This is a genomic window from Brevundimonas vancanneytii, assembly GCF_901421975.1.
Lineage (GTDB): Bacteria > Pseudomonadota > Alphaproteobacteria > Caulobacterales > Caulobacteraceae > Brevundimonas > Brevundimonas diminuta.
Genome location: NZ_LR588407.1, coordinates 2,749,393 through 2,771,259, shown reverse-complemented (window position 1 = coordinate 2,771,259; position 21,867 = coordinate 2,749,393). Strand labels below are relative to the sequence as shown.

General features: G+C 66.3%; 19 protein-coding genes. 8 read left to right on the top strand and 11 right to left on the bottom strand.

Annotated features, from left to right (window positions below; genetic code table 11):
- Positions 1–7 precede the first annotated feature (7 nt).
- The 3 genes from FGL25_RS13720 to aguB all read left to right on the top strand — a co-directional run bounded on the left by FGL25_RS13720 (position 8) and on the right by aguB (position 5,352).
- Positions 8–3,295, top strand: coding sequence for a TonB-dependent receptor (locus tag FGL25_RS13720; RefSeq protein ID WP_138142005.1), 3,288 nt, complete (start codon positions 8–10; stop codon positions 3,293–3,295).
- Between the two features lie 189 nt (positions 3,296–3,484).
- Positions 3,485–4,486, top strand: a complete 1,002-nt coding sequence (locus FGL25_RS13715; protein WP_138142004.1) for an agmatine deiminase family protein — start codon at positions 3,485–3,487, stop codon at positions 4,484–4,486.
- Positions 4,486–5,352: an N-carbamoylputrescine amidase gene (gene aguB / locus FGL25_RS13710; RefSeq protein WP_138142003.1), complete on the top strand. Its 867-nt coding sequence runs from the start codon at positions 4,486–4,488 to the stop codon at positions 5,350–5,352. Before FGL25_RS13715 ends, aguB begins: the two co-directional genes overlap by 1 nt.
- A gap of 89 nt (positions 5,353–5,441) precedes the next feature.
- On the opposite strand, the gene FGL25_RS13705 is transcribed toward aguB, so the two are convergent.
- The 7 genes from FGL25_RS13705 to FGL25_RS13675 all read right to left on the bottom strand — a co-directional run bounded on the left by FGL25_RS13705 (position 5,442) and on the right by FGL25_RS13675 (position 13,893).
- Positions 5,442–8,390 (bottom strand): TonB-dependent receptor domain-containing protein, encoded by a 2,949-nt coding sequence (locus tag FGL25_RS13705; protein ID WP_252970192.1) that lies wholly within the window; start codon positions 8,388–8,390, stop codon positions 5,442–5,444.
- 214 nt (positions 8,391–8,604) lie between these two features.
- Positions 8,605–9,573 (bottom strand): right-handed parallel beta-helix repeat-containing protein, encoded by a 969-nt coding sequence (locus FGL25_RS13700; protein ID WP_138142002.1) that lies wholly within the window; start codon positions 9,571–9,573, stop codon positions 8,605–8,607.
- Entirely contained in the window at positions 9,573–10,394 is an 822-nt protein-coding gene (locus FGL25_RS13695) for a phosphatase PAP2 family protein (protein WP_138142001.1), read from the bottom strand. Before FGL25_RS13695 ends, FGL25_RS13700 begins: the two co-directional genes overlap by 1 nt.
- Entirely contained in the window at positions 10,391–10,891 is a 501-nt protein-coding gene (locus FGL25_RS13690) for a hypothetical protein (RefSeq protein ID WP_088491740.1), read from the bottom strand. The genes FGL25_RS13695 and FGL25_RS13690 overlap by 4 nt, the downstream gene beginning before the upstream one ends.
- Before the next feature lie 71 nt (positions 10,892–10,962).
- Positions 10,963–11,283 (bottom strand): ribonuclease, encoded by a 321-nt coding sequence (locus FGL25_RS13685; RefSeq protein ID WP_088411030.1) that lies wholly within the window; start codon positions 11,281–11,283, stop codon positions 10,963–10,965.
- Between the two features lie 168 nt (positions 11,284–11,451).
- Positions 11,452–12,504, bottom strand: a complete 1,053-nt coding sequence (locus FGL25_RS13680) for a 1,9-bis(guanidino)-5-aza-nonane synthase (protein ID WP_138142000.1) — start codon at positions 12,502–12,504, stop codon at positions 11,452–11,454.
- 126 nt (positions 12,505–12,630) lie between these two features.
- The gene (locus tag FGL25_RS13675; protein ID WP_040344588.1) at positions 12,631–13,893 is read right to left on the bottom strand and encodes a type III PLP-dependent enzyme; all 1,263 of its coding nucleotides are present in this window, start codon (positions 13,891–13,893) and stop codon (positions 12,631–12,633) included.
- Between the two features lie 275 nt (positions 13,894–14,168).
- Between FGL25_RS13675 and phnC the strand changes: the two genes are divergently transcribed.
- The 4 genes from phnC to FGL25_RS13655 all read left to right on the top strand — a co-directional run bounded on the left by phnC (position 14,169) and on the right by FGL25_RS13655 (position 17,957).
- Positions 14,169–14,963, top strand: coding sequence for a phosphonate ABC transporter ATP-binding protein (gene phnC / locus FGL25_RS13670; protein ID WP_003163979.1), 795 nt, complete (start codon positions 14,169–14,171; stop codon positions 14,961–14,963).
- Positions 14,960–15,967, top strand: a complete 1,008-nt coding sequence (phnD, locus tag FGL25_RS13665) for a phosphate/phosphite/phosphonate ABC transporter substrate-binding protein (RefSeq protein WP_003163978.1) — start codon at positions 14,960–14,962, stop codon at positions 15,965–15,967. Before phnC ends, phnD begins: the two co-directional genes overlap by 4 nt.
- Before the next feature lie 65 nt (positions 15,968–16,032).
- Entirely contained in the window at positions 16,033–16,776 is a 744-nt protein-coding gene (gene phnE, locus FGL25_RS13660) for a phosphonate ABC transporter, permease protein PhnE (protein ID WP_003163977.1), read from the top strand.
- 104 nt (positions 16,777–16,880) lie between these two features.
- Positions 16,881–17,957 carry a substrate-binding domain-containing protein gene (locus FGL25_RS13655; protein ID WP_003163976.1) on the top strand — a complete coding sequence of 359 codons (1,077 nt, stop codon included), beginning with the start codon at positions 16,881–16,883 and terminating at the stop codon, positions 17,955–17,957.
- 57 nt (positions 17,958–18,014) lie between these two features.
- Here the strand turns inward: FGL25_RS13655 and FGL25_RS13650 are convergent, their stop codons facing one another.
- The 3 genes from FGL25_RS13650 to FGL25_RS13640 are packed head-to-tail and all read right to left on the bottom strand — an operon-like array spanning position 18,015 to position 20,092.
- Positions 18,015–18,464 carry an iron-sulfur cluster assembly scaffold protein gene (locus FGL25_RS13650; RefSeq protein ID WP_138141999.1) on the bottom strand — a complete coding sequence of 150 codons (450 nt, stop codon included), beginning with the start codon at positions 18,462–18,464 and terminating at the stop codon, positions 18,015–18,017.
- The gene (locus FGL25_RS13645; RefSeq protein ID WP_138141998.1) at positions 18,461–18,862 is read right to left on the bottom strand and encodes a DUF1641 domain-containing protein; all 402 of its coding nucleotides are present in this window, start codon (positions 18,860–18,862) and stop codon (positions 18,461–18,463) included. The genes FGL25_RS13650 and FGL25_RS13645 overlap by 4 nt, the downstream gene beginning before the upstream one ends.
- A gap of 39 nt (positions 18,863–18,901) precedes the next feature.
- Positions 18,902–20,092 carry an NAD(P)/FAD-dependent oxidoreductase gene (locus FGL25_RS13640; RefSeq protein ID WP_138141997.1) on the bottom strand — a complete coding sequence of 397 codons (1,191 nt, stop codon included), beginning with the start codon at positions 20,090–20,092 and terminating at the stop codon, positions 18,902–18,904.
- Positions 20,093–20,250: 158 nt separating this feature from the next.
- Here FGL25_RS13640 and FGL25_RS13635 point away from each other — a divergent pair, with 158 nt between their 5' ends.
- On the top strand, positions 20,251–20,646 hold the full coding sequence (locus tag FGL25_RS13635) for an ArsR family transcriptional regulator (RefSeq protein WP_128719446.1): 396 nt from the start codon (positions 20,251–20,253) through the stop codon (positions 20,644–20,646).
- On the opposite strand, the gene FGL25_RS13630 is transcribed toward FGL25_RS13635, so the two are convergent.
- Positions 20,647–21,732 (bottom strand): glycosyltransferase family 4 protein, encoded by a 1,086-nt coding sequence (locus tag FGL25_RS13630; protein WP_003163972.1) that lies wholly within the window; start codon positions 21,730–21,732, stop codon positions 20,647–20,649.
- Positions 21,733–21,867: the final 135 nt, after the last annotated feature.

Here is a 21,867-nt window from a genome sequence, read left to right as displayed (position 1 = left end):
AGCACCAATGTTGAACCGCAACCTCGCCTATGGGGTTTCCGCCGCAGCCATCCTGTTGGCGACCTCCAGCGCCGCCTTCGCCCAGGAAACCACGGGCGGTATCCGGGGCGTGATTACGGATGCTTCGGGCGCCCCGGTCGCCAACACGGCCATCGTCGTCACGCACGTGCCGTCGGGCACCAGCACCACGACCGTGACCAATGAAGAGGGCCTGTACACGGCGCGCAACCTGCGCGTTGGCGGTCCTTACACTGTGGCTGTGGTCATCGACGGCCAGACCGAGACGGCGACGCTGGGTAGCGTCGGCATCGGCGCCCCGACGGTGTTCGACGTTACGGTGTCGGCTGAAGTCGATGCCGGGGCTACGGAAGTCGCCGAAGTGGTCGTGCGCGGCGTGCGCGCCGTCCGCACGTCGCCGACGGCTCGTCTGAACCTAGAAGACATCGAGACGCTGCCGTCCATCAGCCGCGACATTAAGGACATCGTGCGCACGACCCCGTTCGCCACGGTGGACCCGACGAACAACGACGCCCTGTCGATCGGCGGTCAGAACACCCGCTACAACGCCATGCTGATCGACGGCATCAAGCAGAGCGATGACTTCGGCCTGAACGGCAACGGCTATCCGACCCTGCGTTCGCCGATCTCGCGTTCGGTGCTGCAAGCGGTCAGCGTCGACGTGGCTCCCTACGGCGTGCAATACGGCAGCTTCACCGGCGGCGTGATCAACTCGGTCACCAAGTCGGGTGGCAATGAGTTCCACGGTGAAGCCTTCTGGGAAGTCACCAACGACGATCTGCGCGGCGACAGCTTCAGCTACAAGGACTTCATCTCGGGCGAGCGCCAGAACCGCACCCTGACCGGCGCCTTCGAAGAGAAGACGTGGGGCGCCACCCTGAGCGGCCCGATCATCAAGGATCGCCTGTTCTTCCTGGTGAACTACGAGAAGTATGAATCGACCCAGCCGGTTCTGTCGGGTCCGGAAGGCTCCAGCGCTGTCAACCAGGCTCCGGGCATCACCCAGGCTCACGTCGATCAGGTTCGTGATATCGCCAAGCGTGTCTATGGCTATGACCCGCTCGACTGGTCGGCCGACGCCCTGACGGTTCAGGACGAGAAGTATTTCGCCAAGCTGGACTGGAACATCAATGACCAGCACCGCGCGGTGTTCTCGTACCAGCAGACCGAAGGCAGCGATCTGCGCCTGAACAACACGACGACCAGCGGTCCCTACGTCAGCGTCGGTCTGCTGTCGTCGGCCTATCAGATCGACCAGAACTTGAAGGCCTATAAGGCCCAACTATTCTCGGACTGGACCGATACCTTCTCGACCGAGTTCTCGGTCAGCCGCAAGGAAGTCGAGAACCTGTCGACGGGCCTCGCCGGAAACGACTTCGCCGCCATGCAGGTCTATCTGGACGCACCTTACGGTACGAATACTGGTGTCCGCCGTTCGGTCCGCTTCGGCCCCGAGCGCTCGCGCCACGCTAACATGCTGACGGTCGACACCACCCAGTATCGCCTCGTCGGGAACTGGGAAGCTGGTTTCGGTCACCGCATCACGGCCGGCTATGAGCGTGAAGAACAGGATATCTTCAACCTGTTCGTCCAAGTGGCCAATGCTGAGTATGAGTTCGCGTCGCTGGCTGACTTCGAGGCGCGTAAGGCTGCTTCGGTCGGCTACACCAACGCCGCCAGCAACAACAAGAACGATGGCGGCGCCAGCTTCGGCTACGCGCTGAACACCCTGTTCTTCCAGGACGAATGGTCGGTCAGCCCCGAGCTGACCCTGACGGCTGGTCTGCGCTACGATTGGTACACCTCGGATGACAAGCCGCAGTTCAACCAAGCCTTCTACGACCGCTTTGGCTTCCGCAACGACACCAACCTGGACGGCATCAGCATCCTACAGCCGCGCTTCGGCTTCAACTGGCGTCCGGACCCGACCCTGACCGTTTACGGCGGCTTCGGCCGCTTCCAGGGCGGTTCGCCGAACGTTTGGATCTCGAACTCCTATTCGAACCCGGGCAACTTGACCGGCTCCTACCAGTGCAAGCGCGATCGTAACTATCAGTCGCAGTTCGCTGGCAGCTTCGGCCTGTGCGAGAGCGGCGTCTATCTCGACAACATCGACGGCCTGAATCCGAATAACCAGTTCAAGGACAAGGTCACTGAGAGCGCCGAGAAGGGCACCGGCAACATCAACCTGATCAGCCCGTCCTTTAAGACGCCGTCGATCTGGAAGACTTCGCTGGGCGTCAACAAGATCTTCGACCTGAGCCGCTTCCATATGGGCGCCGGCTGGAGCGTGACGGCTGAGTACGTCCACTCGGAGCTGGAAAACGCCATCGGTTGGGTCGACCTGAGCATGGCTGACACCCAGAACGGCACGGCGCCGGACGGTCGTCCGATCTTCGGGCCGAACCCGGTGCGTCGCGGCCAGCAGGTGCTGATGCTGACCAACCTGAACGGCGGCAAGACCGACCAGTTCGCCATCGGCCTGGACAAGGCCTGGTATGAAGGCTGGCTGAACGGCGCGGGCTTCAACCTGTCCTACACCTATCTCGACAGCACGGATCGCTCGCCGGCTACGTCGTCGACGGCCAGCTCCAACTTCGGCAATATCGCCCTCTCGGATCCGAATGACCCGGAGCTGGCGACCTCGAACTATGAGATCGAGCATGCGCTGAAGCTGAACCTGACCTACTCGCGCGCCTTCTTCGGCGACTACCGCACGCGCTTCAACCTGTACGCCCAGCGTCGTTCGGGCCTGCCGTTCAGCTATACCTTCGGCACCAGCCCGGCGAATCTGTACGGCGAGTATGTCACGACCCAGCGCCAGCTGCTGTACGTGCCGACGGCTGACTCGGCGGGCAATGTCACGGCCACTAGCGACCCGCGGGTCACCTATGGCCCGAACTTCAACGTTGGTGCCTTCAACGATTTCCTGCACCAGTCGGGCTTGATCAAGTACGCCGGTGAAATCTCGCCGCGTAACGCCTTCAACTCGCCGTATGTCACGACGGTCGACCTGCACATCTCGCAAGAGCTGCCGGCCTTCTTCCCGGGCGGCGCCAAGCTGGAAGGCTACCTCGACGTCAAGAACCTGGGCAACCTGATCAACGACGAGTGGGGCACGATCCAACAGATCGGTTTCCCTTACACCTCGAACAACGTCGCGGCGTCGATTGTTGACGGCAAGTATAACTTCACGGGCTTCACGCCTCGCAGCCCGGCCACCTTCGGCACCGAGTCGGTGTGGCAAGTGAAGGTCGGCGTCCGCTACCGCTTCTAAGAAGCAGCGCTGATTGAACGAGACGGAAAGGGCGGTCCGGCGACGGGCCGCCCTTTCTCTTTGTTCGCTCTACAGGGCCGTCGCGCTGCCTGAGGCGTCAGGCGCTTCCCGTCGCCATTGAACCGCGCGCCGTCAGGGCCTATCTCGCCCCCTTCGTGCTTCATCCTTTTGTGTGGACGTTTTCGCCCCATGACCCTGCCTGTTCCCGCTGAATGGACTCCGCATCGCGCGATGTGGGTCGGCTGGCCCAGCCACGCCGATCTGTGGGAGGAGAACCTCGAGCCGGCTCAGGCCGAGGTCGAGGCCCTGGTGCGCGCCCTGGCCGGGCCGGGCCGCGAGCAGGTCAAGCTCATGGTCGGCCATGACGAGGCCCTGGCCGACGCCCGGGCGCGCTTCGCCGATGTGGCGGGCGTGACGGTTGTGGCCGGGCGGTTCGGCGACATCTGGCTGCGCGACACCGGGCCGATCTTCGGCGCCGGCTCGGCCTCGGCTCAGGCCTTCGTCTTCAACGGCTGGGGCGGCAAGTACGACCTGCCCCACGATGACGAGGTCGCTGATCAGATCGGCGAACAGACGGGCGTCGCCCTGACCCGCCATGACTTTATCCTGGAAGGCGGCGCTGTCGATCACGACGGCGAGGGCACGGTGCTGACCACGCGCCAGTGCGTCCTGAACCGTAACCGCAACACCGGCTGGACGCAGGAGACGGCCGAAGCCGCCTTCGCGCAGGCCCTGGGCGCCAAGAAGGTGCTGTGGCTGGGCGACGGCCTGCTGAACGACCACACCGACGGCCACGTCGACAATCTGGCCCGCTTCGTCGCGCCGGGCGTGGCGGCCTGCCCGGTCGGCTTCGGCCCCAAGGATCCCAACGCCGAGGTCTATGACCAGACGGCCCAGGCTCTGGCCGCCATGACCGACGCCGCCGGTCGTTCGATCAAGGTGCTGCGCATCCCTTCGCCCGGTCTGATCCTGGACGAGGACGAGCGCCCGGTCCCGGCCAGCCACATGAACTTCCTGATCGCCGACGGCGCCGTCGTTGTGCCGACCTATGGCAATGACATGGCCGCGCGCTTGGCCTGCGAAGCCCTGGCGACCGTCTTCCCCGATCGCGAGATCATCCCCCTGCCGTCGACCGCCATCCTGTCGGGCGGCGGTTCGTTCCACTGCATCAGCCAGCAGGAGCCCGCCTGATGACCCGTCAGATCACCGTCGCCGCCATCCAGACCGCCTACGGCGAGGATATGCAGGCGAACATCGACAAGACCATCGGCTTCATCCGCGAGGCGGCGGGCAAGGGCGCTCAGGTCATCTTGGCGCCGGAGCTGTTCCAAGGGCCGTACTTCTGCGTCTCGCAGGAAGAGAAGTGGTTCGGCGCCGCCTATCCGTGGCGCGAACACCCGGCCGTGACCCAGCTTCAGCCGGTGGCCAGGGAACTGGGCGTGGTCCTGCCGGTCTCGATCTTCGAGCGCGAAGGGCCGCACTACTTCAACAGCCTGGTGATGATCGACGCCGACGGCGAGCTGATGGGCGTCTATCGCAAGAGCCACATCCCCGACGGCCCCGGTTATCAGGAGAAGTATTACTTCCGCCCCGGCGATACCGGCTTCAAGGTCTGGGATACGCGCTTCGGCCGTATCGGCGTCGGCATCTGCTGGGACCAGTGGTACCCGGAAACGGCGCGCGCCATGATGCTGCAGGGCGCCGAGGTGCTGCTGTATCCGACGGCTATCGGCACCGAACCGCATGACGACACCCTGGACACCGCCGCCCCGTGGCGCCGGGCCATGCAGGGGCACGCCGTGTCCAACGTCGTGCCGGTCGTCGGCGCCAACCGTATCGGCCATGAGCAGGTGACGGAAGCGGGCCAGACCTACTACGGCCACTCCTTCATCGCGGATCATCGCGGCGATCTGGTCGAGAGCCTGGACCGGGAGGAGGGCGTCCTCGTCCACACCTTCGACCTGGACTTCCTAGATCGCCACCGCGCGGCCTGGGGCTTCTTCCGCGATCGTCGCACCGACCTCTACGGCGCCTTGGCGACAGGGCGCCCGGCCTGATCCGGCTCTAGCGGAATACCTGATCCAAACGAAAAAAGAGGCGGAAGACCGGGGTCTTCCGCCTCTCTCATTTTACGCGTTGAACGCTATCAGAACCTCAGCGTGGCGCCGAAGGTGAAGTAGCGGCCGATCGCGTCGTAGGTCTGCGGGAAGGTGTTCCCGTTGTTCGCGGCCGTGGTGCCGATCTGCGAACCGACGATCGGCGGCGACTTGTCGAACAGGTTGTTGATCGTCGCCGTCAGACGCACCGACTCGGTGATGTCCCAGCGGCCGCTCAGGTCGAAGTAGTCGTAGCTGTCGATCTGGGCGTAGTCCGGGAACCACTTGGTGTTGCTCGGCTCGACTTCGACGTCGGACAGGTGACGCCAGCTCAGCGAGGCCGAGTAGTCGCCCAGCGTCCAGGTGGCGCGGCTGTTCCAGCGTTGCTTGACCTTGGGTTCGCCGCACGACACCGAGTAGTAGCCGACGCAGTCACGCAGCACGGAGGCCGGGGTGGACTGGGTTTCGTGCTTGGTGAGGATGCTGCCGTTGACGCTCAGATCGACGCGACCGATGTCGCCCCAGCCGAAGTCGGCCAGTTCGACGCGGTAGTTGGCCGCCAGGTCGAAGCCCGAAACGCGCTCGTTGCCGGCGTTGGTCGACGGGCGGATCACGCCCTTGGCGTCGACGCCGTTCAGCGAACCGTTGGCGGCGCTGCGCTGGATCGCCTTACAGCTGTCGTTGAACGCCAGCGTCGGGTTCAGAGCCTTGTCGTAGCAACCGTTCATGACATCAGCCAGGCTGGGGCTGTTGATCGTCTTGTCGATCTTGATGTCATAATAGTCGAGGCTCAGGCGCAGGCTCGGCACGAAGGCCGGTTGCCAGACGGCGCCGATGGTCCAGGTGTCAGCCTCTTCCGGACCCAGGTTCGGGTTGCCGCCGGTCTGCTGGTTGACCTGACCCGAGTTGGGCTTGGCGACGTAGCCGATCGCGCCTTCCGGCACGCCAGTCAGACGGCACAGGTTGCTCAGCGTGCCGGCGGTGTTGGCGTCGGCGCTGTTGATCAGGTTCAACTGGCACGGATCGATCGCCATGTTGCCCAGGCCGGTGACCTGCGGGTTGAACAGTTCGCCGATGTTTGGGGCGCGGGTGGCGCGCTGATACATGGCGCGGACGCGGACGTCCTCGATCGGCGACCAGTCGCCGCCGAACTTGTAGCTGCCGTAGTTGGTCTTCGAACCGCCGGCCTTGAACTCGGTCTGGCGGTAGCCGGCTTCCAGGTTCAGGCTGTGGATGAACGGCATGTTCTCGATCAGCGGCACCGCCAGTTCGGCGAAGGCTTCACGCAGTTCGAACTGACCGTTGCGATCCGGAACCGGCGCGCCGGTGCCCAGGATTTCGCCGTTGGCTTGCGAGGCCGCATCGCCGCGGGTCTCGGCGCTGGACCGGCGCCATTCCGCGCCGAAGGCGACGGCGATCTGACGCTCGCTCCAGGGGCTGCTGAACTGCTCCGGCAGGATGCCCGAGATCGAGCCCGAGGCCACGTCCTGCTTGATCGTGGTTTTGCTCATCGACGACAGGTTGATGTAGTCGATCATTTCCTTGGTGATCGTGCCTTCAGGACCGAAGACGTTGATCGGCACGCAGCCCGCGACCGGGGTCGAGGCGCCGGGAACCAGGCACTGGGTCGACGAGACGGTGTTCAGGGCGTTGCGCAGCTTGGACAGCGAACCCCAGTTGCGGCGCGTCAGCAGCTGCTGGGTTTCACCGTGCGAGATGTAGGCGTCGTAGTTCCAGTCGGCGTTGATGTCGCCACGCACGCCGGCCAGCAGCTGGACAGTCTTGTTCTCGATGTCGACGGGACGGGTGCCCATTTCGGTGAAGCGACGGTTGATGGTCAGATCCATCATGGTGTCGCCCGCCGCGCCGGCGACGCACTTGGCCGGATCGATCAGCAGGGCGCCGCAGAATTGCTGGCGCATGGCGTCCGGAATGAACGGATTGCCGATAGGCACCTTGTAGGTGTTGCCGAAGGTGCCGCTGGAGGCGTTGTCCAGCGAGACGTCGCTCTGGACATAGGTCAGGTGGCTGTAGACTTCGGCGGCCGAGTTGATCTTGAAGCTGCCCAGACCGTTGATCTGGTAACGGCTCAGCGGCGTCTGGTACAGGTTGTACGGATTGTAGTTATAGCCGGCCGAGTTGTAGTTCGGGTGGTCCGAGCCGATCAGGGCGCCCGTGGTGGGGTCCAGTTCAGCGCCCGACGGCAGGGCGACGCCGCCCTTGACCGGGGTCAGGTCGAAACGGCCGGGGACCGAGGTGCCCGAACCCAGCGGCTTGCCGGAGGTCGAAGACAGCGCGACTTCGCCCCAGGGGCGACGCACCTGATACAGCGGATCGGTCTTGGTGTAGCCGAAGCTGACGACGGCGTTGCCGCGGTCTTCGGCGAAGTTGCCGCCGATGGTGACGTCGAACTTGCGACGAACGGCGTCGTCCTCGCCCGAGAAGCCGTAGGAGGAGTTGACCTCAACGCCTTCGAAATTGTTCTTCAGGATGAAGTTGACCACGCCGGCGACGGCGTCGGCGCCGTACACGGCCGAAGCGCCGCCCGTGACGGTGTCGACGCGCTCGACCAGGGCCAGCGGGATGGTGTTGGTGTCGACCACGCCTTCCAGGTTGAACGGCACGACGCGGCGGCCGTTGATCAGGACCAGGGTGCGGTTGGTGCCCAGGCCGCGCAGGTTGATGGTCGCGCCGCCGCCCGAGCCGTTGTTGGTGGCCGAACCGACGGCCGGCACGGCGGCCGGCAGATCCTTGACCAGTTCTTCAACCGCGACGGGCTGCGACATGGCGATGGATTCGGAGCTCAGCGACGTGATGGGGCTGGACGCCTCATAGCCCGGCTGGCGGATGCGCGAGCCGGTGACGACGATGGCGCTGACTTCGGAAACTTCTTCTTCGGCCGTTTGGGCGAAAGCCGGCGTGGCGGCCATGAAGCTGAGGGCGGCGCCCCCGATGATGGTCGAGGCGAGCAAGGACTCGCGGACAATTCTCTTTCTCAAAAGAGACCCTCTCCTGAACAAAACAAGCCGTCGCCCGCCCCCTACGATGGGGCTGAACCGACGGCTCGCGGTACGTGCAGGACCGAACGGCCTGCGCCGACAACATTACGGCGAGGCTTGCCTCAAGCAAGTCAGAATTGCGTCAATAATGGCACATAATGGAAGAAATTGCCCTATAATGAAGTATATTCGGAACATGAGGCAAAAATTGCGCTCATTTTCGAAAATTGTCATAAACGGCGTTCTGCGATGCGCCGTCGCGGTCATCGGCGCTGCTGCCCCAGGGGTAACCCTTGTCGGCGCCGCAGTAGGCGCGGCCGCCTTGCCGGGCGTTTTCGACCACCAGGCGCGGACGCCAGCGGGCGACGCCGGTGAAGGCGTTGTCGGTGATGATGTTGTATGACGGCGTCTGGTGACGAATGACGCCGCGCTCGCCGCAGTTGCGATAGAGGAAGACGCCGGGCCGCCCGCCCAATTCGAAGCGATTGCCGGTGATGCGGTTTCGCGCGGATCCGTCGACCGCGATCATCTCGCGCTCGGTGCGGGTGCGGAACAGATTGCCTTCGATCCGATTGTCCGCGCTTTCGGCGTCCAGGTAGAGGGCGGTGGAGACGCTGCGGCCCTCGAGCGTGGATCGGGTCAGGGCGAGACGGGTGACGCCGGGACCGACGTAGAGCGGGATTGATCCTGTTCCCCGGATGATCACCTCATCGAGCGCAATATGGCTGGGCGCGGCCGCCTGGGCGGCGGCGGTGTGGTCGGCGGTGCGGGAGGAGGCGCGCAGGTCGTCATAGCTCCCGTCCGCTCCCATGCCCCACACCCGCACCGAGCCGTGGATCAGGCAGCGCGAGATGCGCACGTCCGTCGGACGGCTCCAGCGGTCGACGGCGATCCGGCGCGACCAGACGGCGATGGAGGGCGAGCGGGTGCTGACGGCGGCGCCGGGGCGGCCGACGGCGCCGCCAGCGCAGTCCAGGCCCGCGCCGGAGGCCTCGGCGCCTTCGATCAGGAGGGGACGCACGATCGCCTGTCCGGGCGTCAGGACCGCGCGGCAGGTCAGGCGGTAGGGCGTCGTCGTTTCGGCGGTCAGTTCGGCCAGTTGCGAAGCGTCGCACGGGCGGGCGGCGGGCAGGGACCAGGTCTGGGCGCCGGCCAGGATCAGTCCCGCCAGCAGCGCCGCCATCAGGGCAGGGGCGTGGCCAGCGCCAGCGCCTCGGAGGCGCAGCCGGGCGCCGTCGCGCCGCGCGCGCGCAGGGCCGCCATCCCCGCGCGGGCGGCGGCCAGGTCGGCGGCGAAGGCGGGTTGAGCGGCGGCGGCGGCGAAGACGGCGCGGCCCAGATCTTCGCCCGCGGCGACATCGCTGGGATAGTGCATGCCGCAGACCAGGCGGCTCTGACCGATCGCATGGGCCATGCGGCGGGCCTCGTCGGCGTGCGCGGGGTCCAGGGCGGCGAAGGCCTCGCCATAGACGACGGCGACGGTCGAGCTGCCGGAAGGATAGGAGGCGCTGTGGCGTCCGGCCTCGGTCAGGCGTTGGCAGGCCTGACGGGTCGGGTCGTCGCCGACGGGACGGGCGCGAAAGGCGCGCGACTTGACGGATTCAGCGGCCGTGTCGGCATCGTGGAACAGGCGCTGCATCAGCCGCGTCAGCTCCGGCGCGTCTTCGGGCGTCAGCTGAACGCCCAGGGCGCAGTTGAAATGCTGCAGCGCCAGCGGCGGGCGCAATTCGGCATGGGCGGTGGCCAGCAGCCAGCGGTCGGTGTCTTCCAGCGCCGCCATGCGCGTCGAGCGCGCCTTGTCCGTCTGGTCGACGATCGAGCCGGGCGCGGGCGGGCCAGGCAGGGCGGCGGCCAGCGTTTCCAGCGCGGAGGCGTCCAGATAGCCGGATGGGGCGGCGGCGGCGCGAGCCGCTTCGGGGCGCAGGGCCGCCGGGGTGCCGGCGCAGGCGCCCAGCAGCAGAGTCGCGGCGGCGGCGGTCGCGACGAGCGCCGGGCGGGTGATCACGCCCCGTCGCTCCAGCTCAGCTGAACCGAGGTCAGGCCGTCTTCGTCGGGCGCGGCCACGACCTGAAGGCTGGCGCCTTTTTCCGTACGGGCGGAGGCGCCGTAGGCGCGCGCTTCGCCCTGGTTCATCGCCATGATGGGGAACAGGCCCGCCTTTTCGGCGCGCTGGCGATAGAAGTCGATTACGGCGTCGGGCGTGGCGTCGGTCGTGAAGGTGACGATGCCGCCCGGGCCGTCGGGGCCGGACGCCGTGACGGGCGCCGCATCGGTCTGAGCGCCGGGATAGAGGGCGGCGAAAGCCGGAGCGCCCTTGATGGCTGTGGCGGGCGCGGCGGGCGTCGCCGCGGCGGGCGGAGCCGCCGCAGGCGCGGCCTCCCTCGCCGGTTCGGCGGCGGGAACCGAGGGCGATTCGACTTCGGGCGCGGCCTGACTGCGGTCATCGCACGCCGCCAAGCCGACGCTCAGCGCCAAGACGACGGTTGCCACGCTACGCTTCATTCAGCCTACGTCCTTAATCCCTATGCGACTGTCTGCACCGTGGCCTATCCGTGCGGCGGCAGCAAGGCGGTTCAACCCGTAGGAGCGTCCACGTCGTCGCCGGGCTGGCCCGTCGACTTGCGGGCCTGTTCCGGGCCTCCCGCCGGACGCGAGCGGGTTTCGGCCATTTCGCGGCCCTGGCGAGCGATATCGGCGTTGATGGCGTCCTGGTCCGGATCGATCTCCGAGCCGGAAGCCGAGCCTCCCCGCAGCGAGCCGGCGCGAGTGTCGGAACCGGAATCGCTGCCTTGCAGGGCCTTCTTCAAGGCGTCCTCGACGTGGCCCAGATCGGGTTTCTCGCCCATGGCGGCGGCCTCGCGGGCGTCTTCGTTCTCGGCGGCGGGATCGGTCATGGAAGGTCTCCTTGCTCGTGCAAGACAAGCGGACCGGTCGCGCGGAGGTTCCCGCATTCACGCGAGGCAATGTTGCGCGTGCAAAGAAAAAGGGCCGGCGGAGCGATCCGCCGGCCCTCGTCTTTGTCGCGGGATCGAGAAGGCGCCGCCTTCCGTTCCGCGCGGGTCTTACTTGCCGAACAGCTTGTTCCAGCGGCGCGGCTGACGCTTCTTCCACGTTTCGCGGTGATAGGCGTCCGAACCGATCAGCGGCACGACGGTCGTGGCTTCGGCGAAGACCATCTGTTCGTAGGTGGTCTGGACCTTGCCCCACGAGGCGGCTTCCTGCAGCGTCGAGGACGAGCAGGCGCCGTCGCGCACGTCGGCGACCGTGATCTGGACCGCGTACTTGTGCATGTCGGCCTCGACGCCGAGGATCTCGGCGCAGACGACGGTGTCCTGGGCGAAGTTCTTCGGCACGCCGCCGCCGACCATGAACAGACCCGTGACGCCCGCCGCGATCTTGATGTCGGTCAGTTCGCGGAAGTCGGCGATCGCGTCCAGCATCATGTAGGGCTTGCCCTCGGCCATGCGCTCCTTCTGGTGCTTGACCAGGCCGAAACCGGCCGAGGAGTCGACGAAGGCCGGGCAGAAGATCGGCGCGCCTTCTTCATAGGCGGTCTGGATCAGCGAGCCGGGCTTCTTGGCGTTGCCTTCCGACAGCCACTTGCCCATTTCCCAGATGAACTCGCGCGAGGAATAGCCGCGCGGCTCCAGGCGGCTGGCGATCTCATAGATGGCGTGGTCGCAGGCCTGCAGTTCTTCTTCGTCGATGTAGGTGTCGTAGATGCGGTCGATGTAGTGCGAGCGCAGGACGTTGTCGTCCACCTGGCCGGCGGCCTGATAGTGCTTGAAGCCCAGGGCTTCGAAGAAGTCCATGTCGACGATCGAGGCGCCGGTGGCGACCACGGCGTCGACCATGCCGAACTTCACCATGTCGCGGTAGACGTCCATGCAGCCGCCGGCCGAGGTCGAACCGGCCAGGATCAGCCACGGCGAGCAGGCCTCGTCTTCCAGGGCCATGTTGAAGATGTCGGCCGCGCGGGCGGTGTCGCGCGAGGAGAACGACATCTTGCGCATGGAATCGATGATCGGGCGCGCGTCGAAGCTGGTGATGTCGATGTGCTCGACGGTCGTGGCCAGGAGCTCCGCCTTGGCGTTGGAACGAACCGGTGCGTTCATCTCTCGGGTTTCCCTTTGGTTTGAGCGCCCGTCGTCAATAAGGAACAGCGGCCCGGACGGAGCGACGGGCCGCTGCTTGTACCAAAGCCTTGAGACATTTTTCAGTTCAAGGCGTGATGCGATGGATCAGCGCTTGCGCTTGCGCTGGCCCGCCTTGCCCTTGGGACGCGACAGGCGGACGACCTTGCGGGCGTTCTCCTCGGCCGTGGTGCGCACGGTCGGGATGGAGCGCGGCGCCAGGCCGTACATCGAGCCCATGGGGGCGTCCTCGACGGCGGCGATCTCGTGTTCGCCATAGCCGTTGAAGCCGGTCGACATGGCGACGCCATAGGCGCCCATCATGCCGATCTCGATGAAGTCGCCTTCCTGGACGTCGGCCGGCAGCCAGAACGGGCCCGGCATGTGGTCGATGCTGTCGCAGGTCGGACCATAGAAGCGATAGGGCTTTAGCTCCGACGACGACTCCCCGTCCCGGACCAGCTTGGTCGGGAAGGGCCAGCGCGAGTGGGTGGCGTCGAACAGCGAGCCGTACGACCCGTCGTTCAGATACAGGGCGTCGCCCTTGCGCAGGTCCACGCGGCACAGCACCGACGAGGCCTCGGCCACCAGCGCGCGGCCGGGTTCGCACCACAGCTCGGTCGTTTCCGACACCGGCATCTCGTTGAAGCCGCGATGGATGGCGTCGGCGTATTCGCTCAGGTCCGGCGGGACCATACCCGGATAGACCGAAGGGAAGCCGCCGCCGACATCGACGATATCGACGAAGACGCCCGCCTTCTTGATGGCGCGGCCGACCTGAGTCATCGCCGCCTCATAGGCCGAGGGGCGCATGCACTGCGAACCGACGTGGAAGCTGACGCCCATCTGACCGTCCTTGACCGCGTGGCGCGTGGCCTGCAGCAGGGCGGGGGCCTGGTCCGGCGAGACGCCGAACTTGCCCGACAGGGAATAGGCGGCGCCGTCCGCCGACACGCCCATGCGGACGATCAGGTTCAGGTCGTCGGCGTGGCCGGTCGACTCGAGAATCTTGTCCAGCTCGTCATGGCTGTCGAGCACGAAGGTGCGCACGCCGTGGTCGGCGTAGGCGGCCTTGATCGCGCCGCGGCTCTTGACCGGGTGCATGAAGGCCAGGCGCGCGTTCGGGCTGACCGAACGAACCAGTTCGATCTCGGCCAGGGAGGCGACGTCGAAGGCGTTGACGCCGTTCTCGACCAGAACCTCGATGATCCAGCGCGAAGGGTTCGCCTTCACCGCATAGAAGACGTCGGCTTTTAGATTATCCTGGAACCACTGCGCCGCTACGGCAACGGAGCGGGGACGCACGAGTGCGACCGGACGCTCCGGGGACCGCTGACGGACCAGGTCCAGGGGAAGCTGGTACGTGTGCAATTCACGTAACCCCCTGATGATTGTTAAACCCAGACCCGGCGTTAGCGGCGCAAGATAGGACCTACGGGGTCCGCCGGAACGCGCGATATGGGGGCATTGGCCTGTCATGTAAAGTGGAAATTTCATGGCGGGGTTGCATGGCGCGCGCGCCGCAGCGCTCGGCTGAATCGGCGCCGCACTGGACGAAATCGACGCAGACATGCCATTAAGACTTGCCCTTGCGCCCGTCTCGCGTCATGCGGCGCCCCCTTTGTCGCAACCTCATCCATGGGTTCATGAGTTCTTCAACAGCCGCCGTCGCGTCCGTTCGCGACGTCTCGAAGACCTACGGGGCCAGAAAGGCGCTCGACGGCGTGTCCGTCGAGGTCGGCGCCGGTGAAATGGTCGCCCTGATCGGTCCCTCTGGTTCGGGCAAGTCCACCCTGCTGCGTTCGATCACGGGTCTGCACCCCATCGATCCCGGCGGAACCATCACGGTCTTCGGCGAGGTCGTTCAGCAGAACGGCCGCGTCACGGGCGCCGTGCGCCGCGCGCGCAGCCGCCTGGGCATGATCTTCCAGCAGTTCAATCTGGTGGGGCGGCTGAGCCTCTTCTCCAACGTCATGCTGGGCGCCCTGGGGCGCCTGCCGTCGTGGCGCGGCCTGTTCGGCGTCTGGCCGGGAGCGGACAAGGACAAGGCCATGGCGGCCCTGCACCGCGTCGGCGTGTCCGACTACGCCGCCCAGCGCGCTAACACCCTGTCGGGCGGCCAGCAGCAGCGCGGCGCCATCGCCCGCGCCATCGTCCAGGGCGCCAAGGCCATCCTGGCCGACGAGCCGGTCGCCTCGCTCGATCCCGTGTCGGCCCGCAAGGTCATGGAGCTGCTGGTCGAGCTGAACAAGCGCGACGGCATGGGCGTGATCGTCACCCTGCACCAGGTCGACTACGCCATTCGCTACTGCAACCGCGTCATCGCGCTGCAGAAGGGCAAGGTGGTCTATGACGGTCCGTCCACGGGCCTGGACACCCAGCGCCTGATCGAAATCTACGGTCCCGAGTACGAGGACGCGTTCTGGGAAGCCAAGGCATGACCCGCATCGCCATCAATCGCCGCCTGCTGGGCGCCGCCGCCATCGCCGCCATGACCCTGGGCCTCGCCGCCTGCGGCAAGGGCGAAGAGACCAAGTCGGGCGCCGCGCCCAGCGAAATCACCTTCTCCATCCTGTCGGCGGAAGGCCAGGCCTCGGCCGGACCGCTGTGGCAGCCGCTGCTGGACGACATGTCCAAGGCGATCGGCGTGCCGGTGAAGCCCTATTTCGGCTCGAACTACACGGTTCTGGTCGAGGCCATGCGCGGCAACCACACCCAGGTCGGCTGGTTCTCGGCCAAGCCTGAGGTCGAGGCCATCGACCGCGCCAACGCCGAGGTCATCGCCCGCACCGTCAACCGCGAAGGGCTGGACTCCTATCAGTCGACCCTGATCGTCAAGAAGGGCTCGGGCATCACGCTGGACAAGGTGCTGGCCTGCGGCAAGCAGTACAATTTCGGCATCGGCGACGCCCAGTCGACTTCGGGCACGCTGGCGCCCATGACCTTCCTGTTCAACGCGCGCGGCGTCGTGCCGTCGCAGTGCTTCAAGACCGTGCGCTCGGCCAACCACCAGGCCAACGCCTTCGGCGTGGCCACCGGCGTGATCGACGTGGCGACCTCCAACAGCGTCAACCTGGTCTTCATGCGCCGCGAGAACGCCCAGCTGGCCGATCAGATCGAGGAGATCTGGACCTCGCCGCCGGTGCCCGAGAGCGGCATCGTCGTGCGTGAAGACCTGGACCCGGCCCTGAAGGAAAAGATCCGCGGCTTCTTCCTGACCTACGGCCAGGGCGAAGGCCCCGAGGCCGAGCGCCAGCGCAAGGTGCTGGCGGGTCTGGAGTATTCGCGCTTCGCCCCGGCCGATGATTCCTATCTCAACCCGATCCGCGAGATGATCGCCGACCAGAAGCGCGGCGAAGCCGAAGCCAAGGGCGACAAGGCCGGCGTCGCCGCCGCCGAAGCCGAGCTTCAGCGCCTGCGCAGCCTGCGTGAGGTCCAACCTTGACCGCAGCTCCGCTTCCGACGTCGCCGGTTCCGGCCGCGCCGCAAAAGTCCGCCGTCTCCTGGGCGATGGACGTCCTGGTCTGGGGCGGCGTGATCGCCGTCCTGCTGTACAGCGTCGACGCCGTCGACCTGGGCAACATCTCGCGCCTGTTCTCGGGCAACGACAGCATGAAGATGTTCGTCCACGACCTGCTGCGGCCGGACTTCTCCGACTGGAAGATGTTCGTCGCCAAGATGTGGGAGACGATCCAGATCGCCCTGTGGGGCACCTTCCTGGCCGTGCTTTTCGGCATTCCGCTGGGTCTGGCCGCCGCCCGCAACATGGCCCCGGCCTGGGTGGTGACGCCGGTGCGCTGGCTGATGAACCTGCTGCGTTCGGTGCCGGATCTGGTGATCGGCCTGCTGTTCGTCACCGCCGTGGGCCTGGGCCCGCTGGCCGGCGTCCTGGCCATCACCCTGAACACGGCCGGCGTCCTGGCCAAGCTGTTCTCCGAAGCGGTCGAGTCGATCGACAAGGGTCCGGTCGAAGGCGTGCGCGCCACCGGCGCCTCCAAGCTGCACGAGATCGTCTGGGGCGTGATTCCCCAGGTGGCGCCGCTGTGGACCTCCTTCGCCCTCTACCGTTTCGAATCGAACAGCCGCTCGGCCACCGTGCTGGGCCTGATCGGGGCGGGCGGCATCGGCCAGGTGCTGTTCGACAGCATGAACGCCTTCAACTTCAAGGCCGTGTCCGCCATCGTCATCATCGTGGTCATCGCCGTGACCCTGATCGACACCCTGTCCCAGATCATGCGCAAGCGCCTGCTCTGACGACGTATCGGGCAGGTTTGCCCTGACTGTCACAAAGGTCTGGCCGGACCGTCACATTTTCCTGCTTTAAGCGTCGTGCACTGACGACTGGAGAAGGTCCGGCCATGATCCGCACACTGAAGTTCACGGCCTGCGCGGCCGCCCTGCTGGCCCTGGCGGCCTGCGGAAACAACGAGGGGGGCGGCGCCCCCGGCTCGCAGAAGGCTCGGACGGGCATCTGGGCCGCCGGTTCCTCGACCGTCTTCCCCTTCGCCACCCGCGTGGCTGAGACCTTCGCTCGCAACGGCGGCGGCGGCTCGGCCCCCCGCGTCGAATCCCTGGGCACCGGCGGCGGCATTCAGGCCTTCTGCTCGGGCGTCGGCCCTTCGACCCCGGACATCGCCAACGCCTCGCGTCCGATGAAGCAGAGCGAGTTCGACCGTTGCGTCGAGAACGGCGTCACCGACATCGTCGAGATCAAGATCGGCTACGACGGCATCGTCGTCGCCACCGCCCGCACGGGCCAGAGCTTCAACCTCGAGCTGAACGACCTTTACGAGGCCCTGGCCAAGGAAACGCCGGGCGCCGACGGCCAGCTGGGCCCGAACGCCGCCAAGACCTGGAACGAGGTCAACAAGGCACTGCCGGCCACCCGCATCCAGGTCTACGGCCCGCCGCCGACCTCAGGCACGCGCGACGCCTTCCTGGAGCTGGGCATGGCTCCGGGCGCCAAGCTGATCCCGGCCGTCGCCGCCATCGAGAAGCAGGACAAGACCCGCTTCGAGACCGTGGCTCACACCCTGCGTGAAGACGGCGCCTGGATCGACTCGGGCGAGAACGACAACGCCATCGTCCAGACCCTGAACCGCACGCCGGGCTCGCTGGGCGTGTTCGGCTTCTCCTTCCTCGAGCAGAACATGGACACGGTGAAGGCCGAGACCATCGACGGCGTGGCCCCCTCGGTCGCCACCATCGCCGACGGCTCCTATCCGCTGGCCCGCAGCCTCTACATCTACGTCAAGAAGGCCCACATCGGCGTGACGCCGGGCCTCGAACAGTTCGTTCAGGAGTTCATGTCTGACGGTTCGGCGGGGCGCGGCGGCTATCTGCAGGACCGCGGCCTGGTGCCGCTGGTCGCCGACGAACTGGCCGCCGAACGCGCCAAGGCCTCGGCCATGACCTCGATGGCCCGCCCGAACTAAGCGGCGAGCAGACTCGAAGAAAGACAGGCCGCCCTTTCGCCGGGGCGGCCTGTTTTCTTATGCGCCGGCGTCCGGCCGGATCGCGCAGGCCTCGGCCAGGATGGCGAAGGGCAGCAGCACCGCCCCGTGCCGCGCCCGGAAGGATCGGGCGGCGTCGAATATCTCGGGCGTCTCCAGGCGTTCGACCGCCGCATCCTCGCCCTCAAGGCGGCGCTGCATGGCGTCATGCCATCCGGCGGCGGCGTGCAGCCTGAGGCCCTGGGCGCTGCGCACGACCAGAGCCGTCGCCGCCGCGCCCAGGGTGCAGGCGCGGACGCGCCAGCCGAAGGCCTTGATCCGCAGCGCTGCGTCGAGGGCGATATCCAGCGTCACCCGGCTGCCGCACAGGGGGCTGACCTGGGTCAGAGACAGGTCGGCTCCCTCCAGGCGGCGATCGTTGCGGACTGCCGCCGCCAGCGTCCTGATCCGATCGTGATAGAGGCTCGCGAGCGGATCGTCGGGGGTCATGCGGCGCCGTCGTCCTTCATATGACGGCCCAGCACGCCCAGGAAGCGTATGGCGAAATGCAGGCCGCGGCGGACGTCTTCGTCACCCGCCGCCCGCACCAGGCCCAGCAGCGACGGCGGCGGCGTGTGGGCGGCCTGGGCTCCGGCGTAGCGCGCGGCGTTGCCCAGGGTCCAGGCGGCGCCGACGCCCTCCTCATAGACCTTCATCAGTTTCTGGATCATGGCGTCGTCCGACATGTCGACCGCGTCGGACAGCAGGGACAGAAGGTCGATGACGTTGTCGAAACGCTGTCCCTGAAGCAGGGGGGCGGCCTTGTCGATCAGATGCTGGACGCCGCGCTCGGTGGCTTCGTCGATGACGATGGCCGGTGCGGGGGCGGTGGTTTTGGCGGTGCTCATGGTGTCTTTCCCCTTGGTTTCAGTGTCTGCGGCCATGGATCAGACGATCCCGCGGGCGACGGACCAGTAGATGCCGCGGTTGAAGGCCTTGCGCAGAAGGCCCCCGACCTTGGTCGGCGGGGTGGGGTGGACGTCCTCGTCATAGTCGTACCAGAGCGGCATTCCGACCTCGAGGCCCATCTGGGCGACGGCCTGGACCTTGCCGTCATAGGCGTCGACGGTGCGGCCGATGCGGATGTCGCCGGCGATGTTGTTGACGATCACCGGGCACTGGTTGTGGCAGGAGCCGCCCGCCTTGCTGACTGGCAGGTCGACCGTGTCGCCCATGACATAGGCGTTCGGATAGCCTTCCATCTGCAGCGTCTGGCGGTCGGTGGGCAGCCAGCCTTCGTTGTTCGCCGCCTGGGACACGCCGCTTTCGAGCACAGCGTCCACCGCCCGGATCGGCGGGGTGCACATCAGCAGGTCGAAGCCCTCTTCCTTGCCTTCGGCCGAGGTGGCGATCCTCTTGTCGGGATCGACCGAGTTCAGGGTGAAGCCGCGCTGGTATTTGATGCCCTTGCTCTCGAAGATGGAGGGCAGGATCTCGCAGGTCTCCTGCTGCAGGAACAGGCAGTTGCGCAGCAGCTGGGCCACGCTGGGATAGGTGTAGACGATCTCGACCTGATCGCGGATGCCGCGACGGCGCAGGTACTCGTCCAGCATCAGGGTGGTTTCGATCGGGGCGATGCCGCACTGGTGCGGCACGTTCGGGGTCTCGGGGAAGTTCACCGTGATGAAGATGCGGCCCTTCTCGAAGCGGCGCAGCTTGTCGGCCAACTGGCGGGCCGGGTCGTGCTGATAGAAGTAGTCGCCCGCTTCCTTCAGTCCGGGAATGCGTTCCGGCGCCGGCAGGCAGCCGGTCGAGACGACGATGTAGTCATAGCCGATGACCTGACCGCTCTGGGTCTTCACGCGTGAACCGGCGAAGTCGAACTGCACCACCTTGTCGACCGTGAAGTCGATCTCGGGGCGCAGCAGGCTGCGTTGCTTGCGGCGCAGTTCTTCGTTGAAGAACATGTCGAAGGCCACATACATGAACGCGGGCTTGTAATAGTGCCACGGAGAATCGCTCAGCATGGTGACCTTCACCTTGCCGCTGGCGATTTCAGGATACAGCTTCGCGACCAGACTGTTGGCGGTCATGGTCCCGCCGATGCCCCCGCCGACCACCAAGATGTGCTTGGTCAAATTCTCGCCCTCCTCAAGACGTCGCGGACGGCTCGCCCTTCCGCCTGACTGAGGACGATAGCCGAAGGATTTGTGCGCCGGAGATCGGAGCTTTCCATTTTGCAAAGGTCGCCGCCGAGCCTAGGCTGCGACGGTGCAGGCGGTGAGGATGGGGTGTGATGGAACCGGATGCGGAGGAACGCATCAAGGCGGCCGCTCAGGCTCAGGTGATCGAGTGCCTGAACCGGTTCTATGCGATGGAAACAGGGCTGTGGGGCGGTCCCCTGGACGCCTTGATCGTGCGGACCATCATCGTCGGCGACATTCAGGGACGGCCCTATGACCTGTCGGCGCTGGCCGGCGTCCTCGACATTCCGGTGTCGACGATCCACCGCAGGGTCAACGATCTGGTCGAGCGCAACCTGCTGGAGCGGAGCGCCGTCGGTCGGTCGGTCTATCTGAAGCCCACGGTTCAGACGCGCCAGGCGTTGGACATGACATTCGACGACATGCTGGCCACGTTGACCCGCCTTTACCGAGGCGACGTGGGGCCGCGCTGCGGCGTACCTGAATGATCAGGCGGCGACGCGCCGCCGCAGCCGCGCCACCCGGCGCAGGCGACGCCAGAAGCGGCCGCGCGCGGGCTCGGGATAGGGCTGCAGGTTTTCGACGAACTGCTCGGCCGAGGCGCGCCAGCTGAACTTCTCCGCATAGGCGCGGACGTCCTTGCGATCGAGCTCCAGGCACTTCAGGCAGGCGGTCTTCAGGTCGTCGTCGATGAAGCCCGCGCCCGAGCCGGGGATGATGTCGATGGGGCCGTGCGCCGGATAGGCGGCGACAGGCGTGCCCGTGCCCATGGCCTCCAGGATCACCAGGCCGAAGGTGTCGGTCCAACTGGGGAAGACGAAGACGTCGGCGTCGGCGAAGCAGCGCGCCAGATCCTCGCCGAACTTGGCGCCGAGGAATTTCGCGTCAGGATACTTCTCTTCGAGCTCGGCGCGGGCCGGGCCGTCGCCGACGATGATTTTGGTGCCGGGCAGGTCCAGCCCCAGGAAGGTCTCGATGTTCTTCTCGACCGCCACCCGACCGACATTCAGGAAGAAAGGGCGCGGCCAGTTCTCGCCGCCCATCTCCTGGTAGATCGGCTCCAGGTCGGGGCGGAACAGCTCGGTGTCCACGCCGCGCGTCCAGGGCGAGACGTTCTTGAAGCCGTGCTCGACCAGTTCGTCGCGCAGGGTCGGCGTGGCGACCATCAGCCGGCCCGACGGCTTGTGGAACCACTTCATATAGGCGTAGCCGACCTGCACCGGGATCGGGAAACGGGCCGAGACGTATTCCGGGAATTTGGTGTGATAGCTGGTTGTGAACGGCAGCTTCCACTCCACGCAGATGCGCCGCGTGGCGATGCCCAGGGGGCCTTCGGTGGCGATGTGGACGGCTTCGGGCTCGAAGGCGCGCAGACGTTCGCGAATCTCTTCCTCGGCGCCCAGGGCCAGGCGGATCTCGGGATAGGTCGGGCAGGGAATGGTCTTGAACTGGCTCGGCTCGATGACCTCGACCTCATGGCCCATGGCGCGGCATTCGGCCACGGTGCGGGTCAGGGTGCGGACGACGCCGTTGACCTGAGGCTCCCAGGCGTCGGTGACCAGAACAATGCGCATGAAGTCGATAGGGCCTTGAGCCGTTTCGCGGAGGCGAAACTTCTAGACGCTCCGCATGACGAAGGCGAGACGGCATGATAGAGCAGGGTGTGAACAGGCTTCACCTCTTCGCGAACGGCCATGTTGAGCCGCACC

Excerpts from the sequence above, each read along its gene's own strand:
- FGL25_RS13720 (WP_138142005.1), top strand. The coding sequence starts at position 8 with ATGTTGAACCGCAACCTCGCCTATGGGGTTTCCGCCGCAGCCATCCTG.
- FGL25_RS13715 (WP_138142004.1), top strand. The coding sequence starts at position 3,485 with ATGACCCTGCCTGTTCCCGCTGAATGGACTCCGCATCGCGCGATGTGG.
- aguB (WP_138142003.1), top strand. The coding sequence starts at position 4,486 with ATGACCCGTCAGATCACCGTCGCCGCCATCCAGACCGCCTACGGCGAG.
- FGL25_RS13700 (WP_138142002.1), bottom strand. The coding sequence starts at position 9,573 with ATGGCGGCGCTGCTGGCGGGACTGATCCTGGCCGGCGCCCAGACCTGG.
- FGL25_RS13690 (WP_088491740.1), bottom strand. The coding sequence starts at position 10,891 with ATGAAGCGTAGCGTGGCAACCGTCGTCTTGGCGCTGAGCGTCGGCTTG.
- FGL25_RS13685 (WP_088411030.1), bottom strand. The coding sequence starts at position 11,283 with ATGACCGATCCCGCCGCCGAGAACGAAGACGCCCGCGAGGCCGCCGCC.
- FGL25_RS13680 (WP_138142000.1), bottom strand. The coding sequence starts at position 12,504 with ATGAACGCACCGGTTCGTTCCAACGCCAAGGCGGAGCTCCTGGCCACG.
- phnC (WP_003163979.1), top strand. The coding sequence starts at position 14,169 with ATGAGTTCTTCAACAGCCGCCGTCGCGTCCGTTCGCGACGTCTCGAAG.
- phnD (WP_003163978.1), top strand. The coding sequence starts at position 14,960 with ATGACCCGCATCGCCATCAATCGCCGCCTGCTGGGCGCCGCCGCCATC.
- phnE (WP_003163977.1), top strand. The coding sequence starts at position 16,033 with ATGGACGTCCTGGTCTGGGGCGGCGTGATCGCCGTCCTGCTGTACAGC.
- FGL25_RS13655 (WP_003163976.1), top strand. The coding sequence starts at position 16,881 with ATGATCCGCACACTGAAGTTCACGGCCTGCGCGGCCGCCCTGCTGGCC.
- FGL25_RS13650 (WP_138141999.1), bottom strand. The coding sequence starts at position 18,464 with ATGACCCCCGACGATCCGCTCGCGAGCCTCTATCACGATCGGATCAGG.
- FGL25_RS13645 (WP_138141998.1), bottom strand. The coding sequence starts at position 18,862 with ATGAGCACCGCCAAAACCACCGCCCCCGCACCGGCCATCGTCATCGAC.
- FGL25_RS13635 (WP_128719446.1), top strand. The coding sequence starts at position 20,251 with ATGGAACCGGATGCGGAGGAACGCATCAAGGCGGCCGCTCAGGCTCAG.
- FGL25_RS13630 (WP_003163972.1), bottom strand. The coding sequence starts at position 21,732 with ATGCGCATTGTTCTGGTCACCGACGCCTGGGAGCCTCAGGTCAACGGC.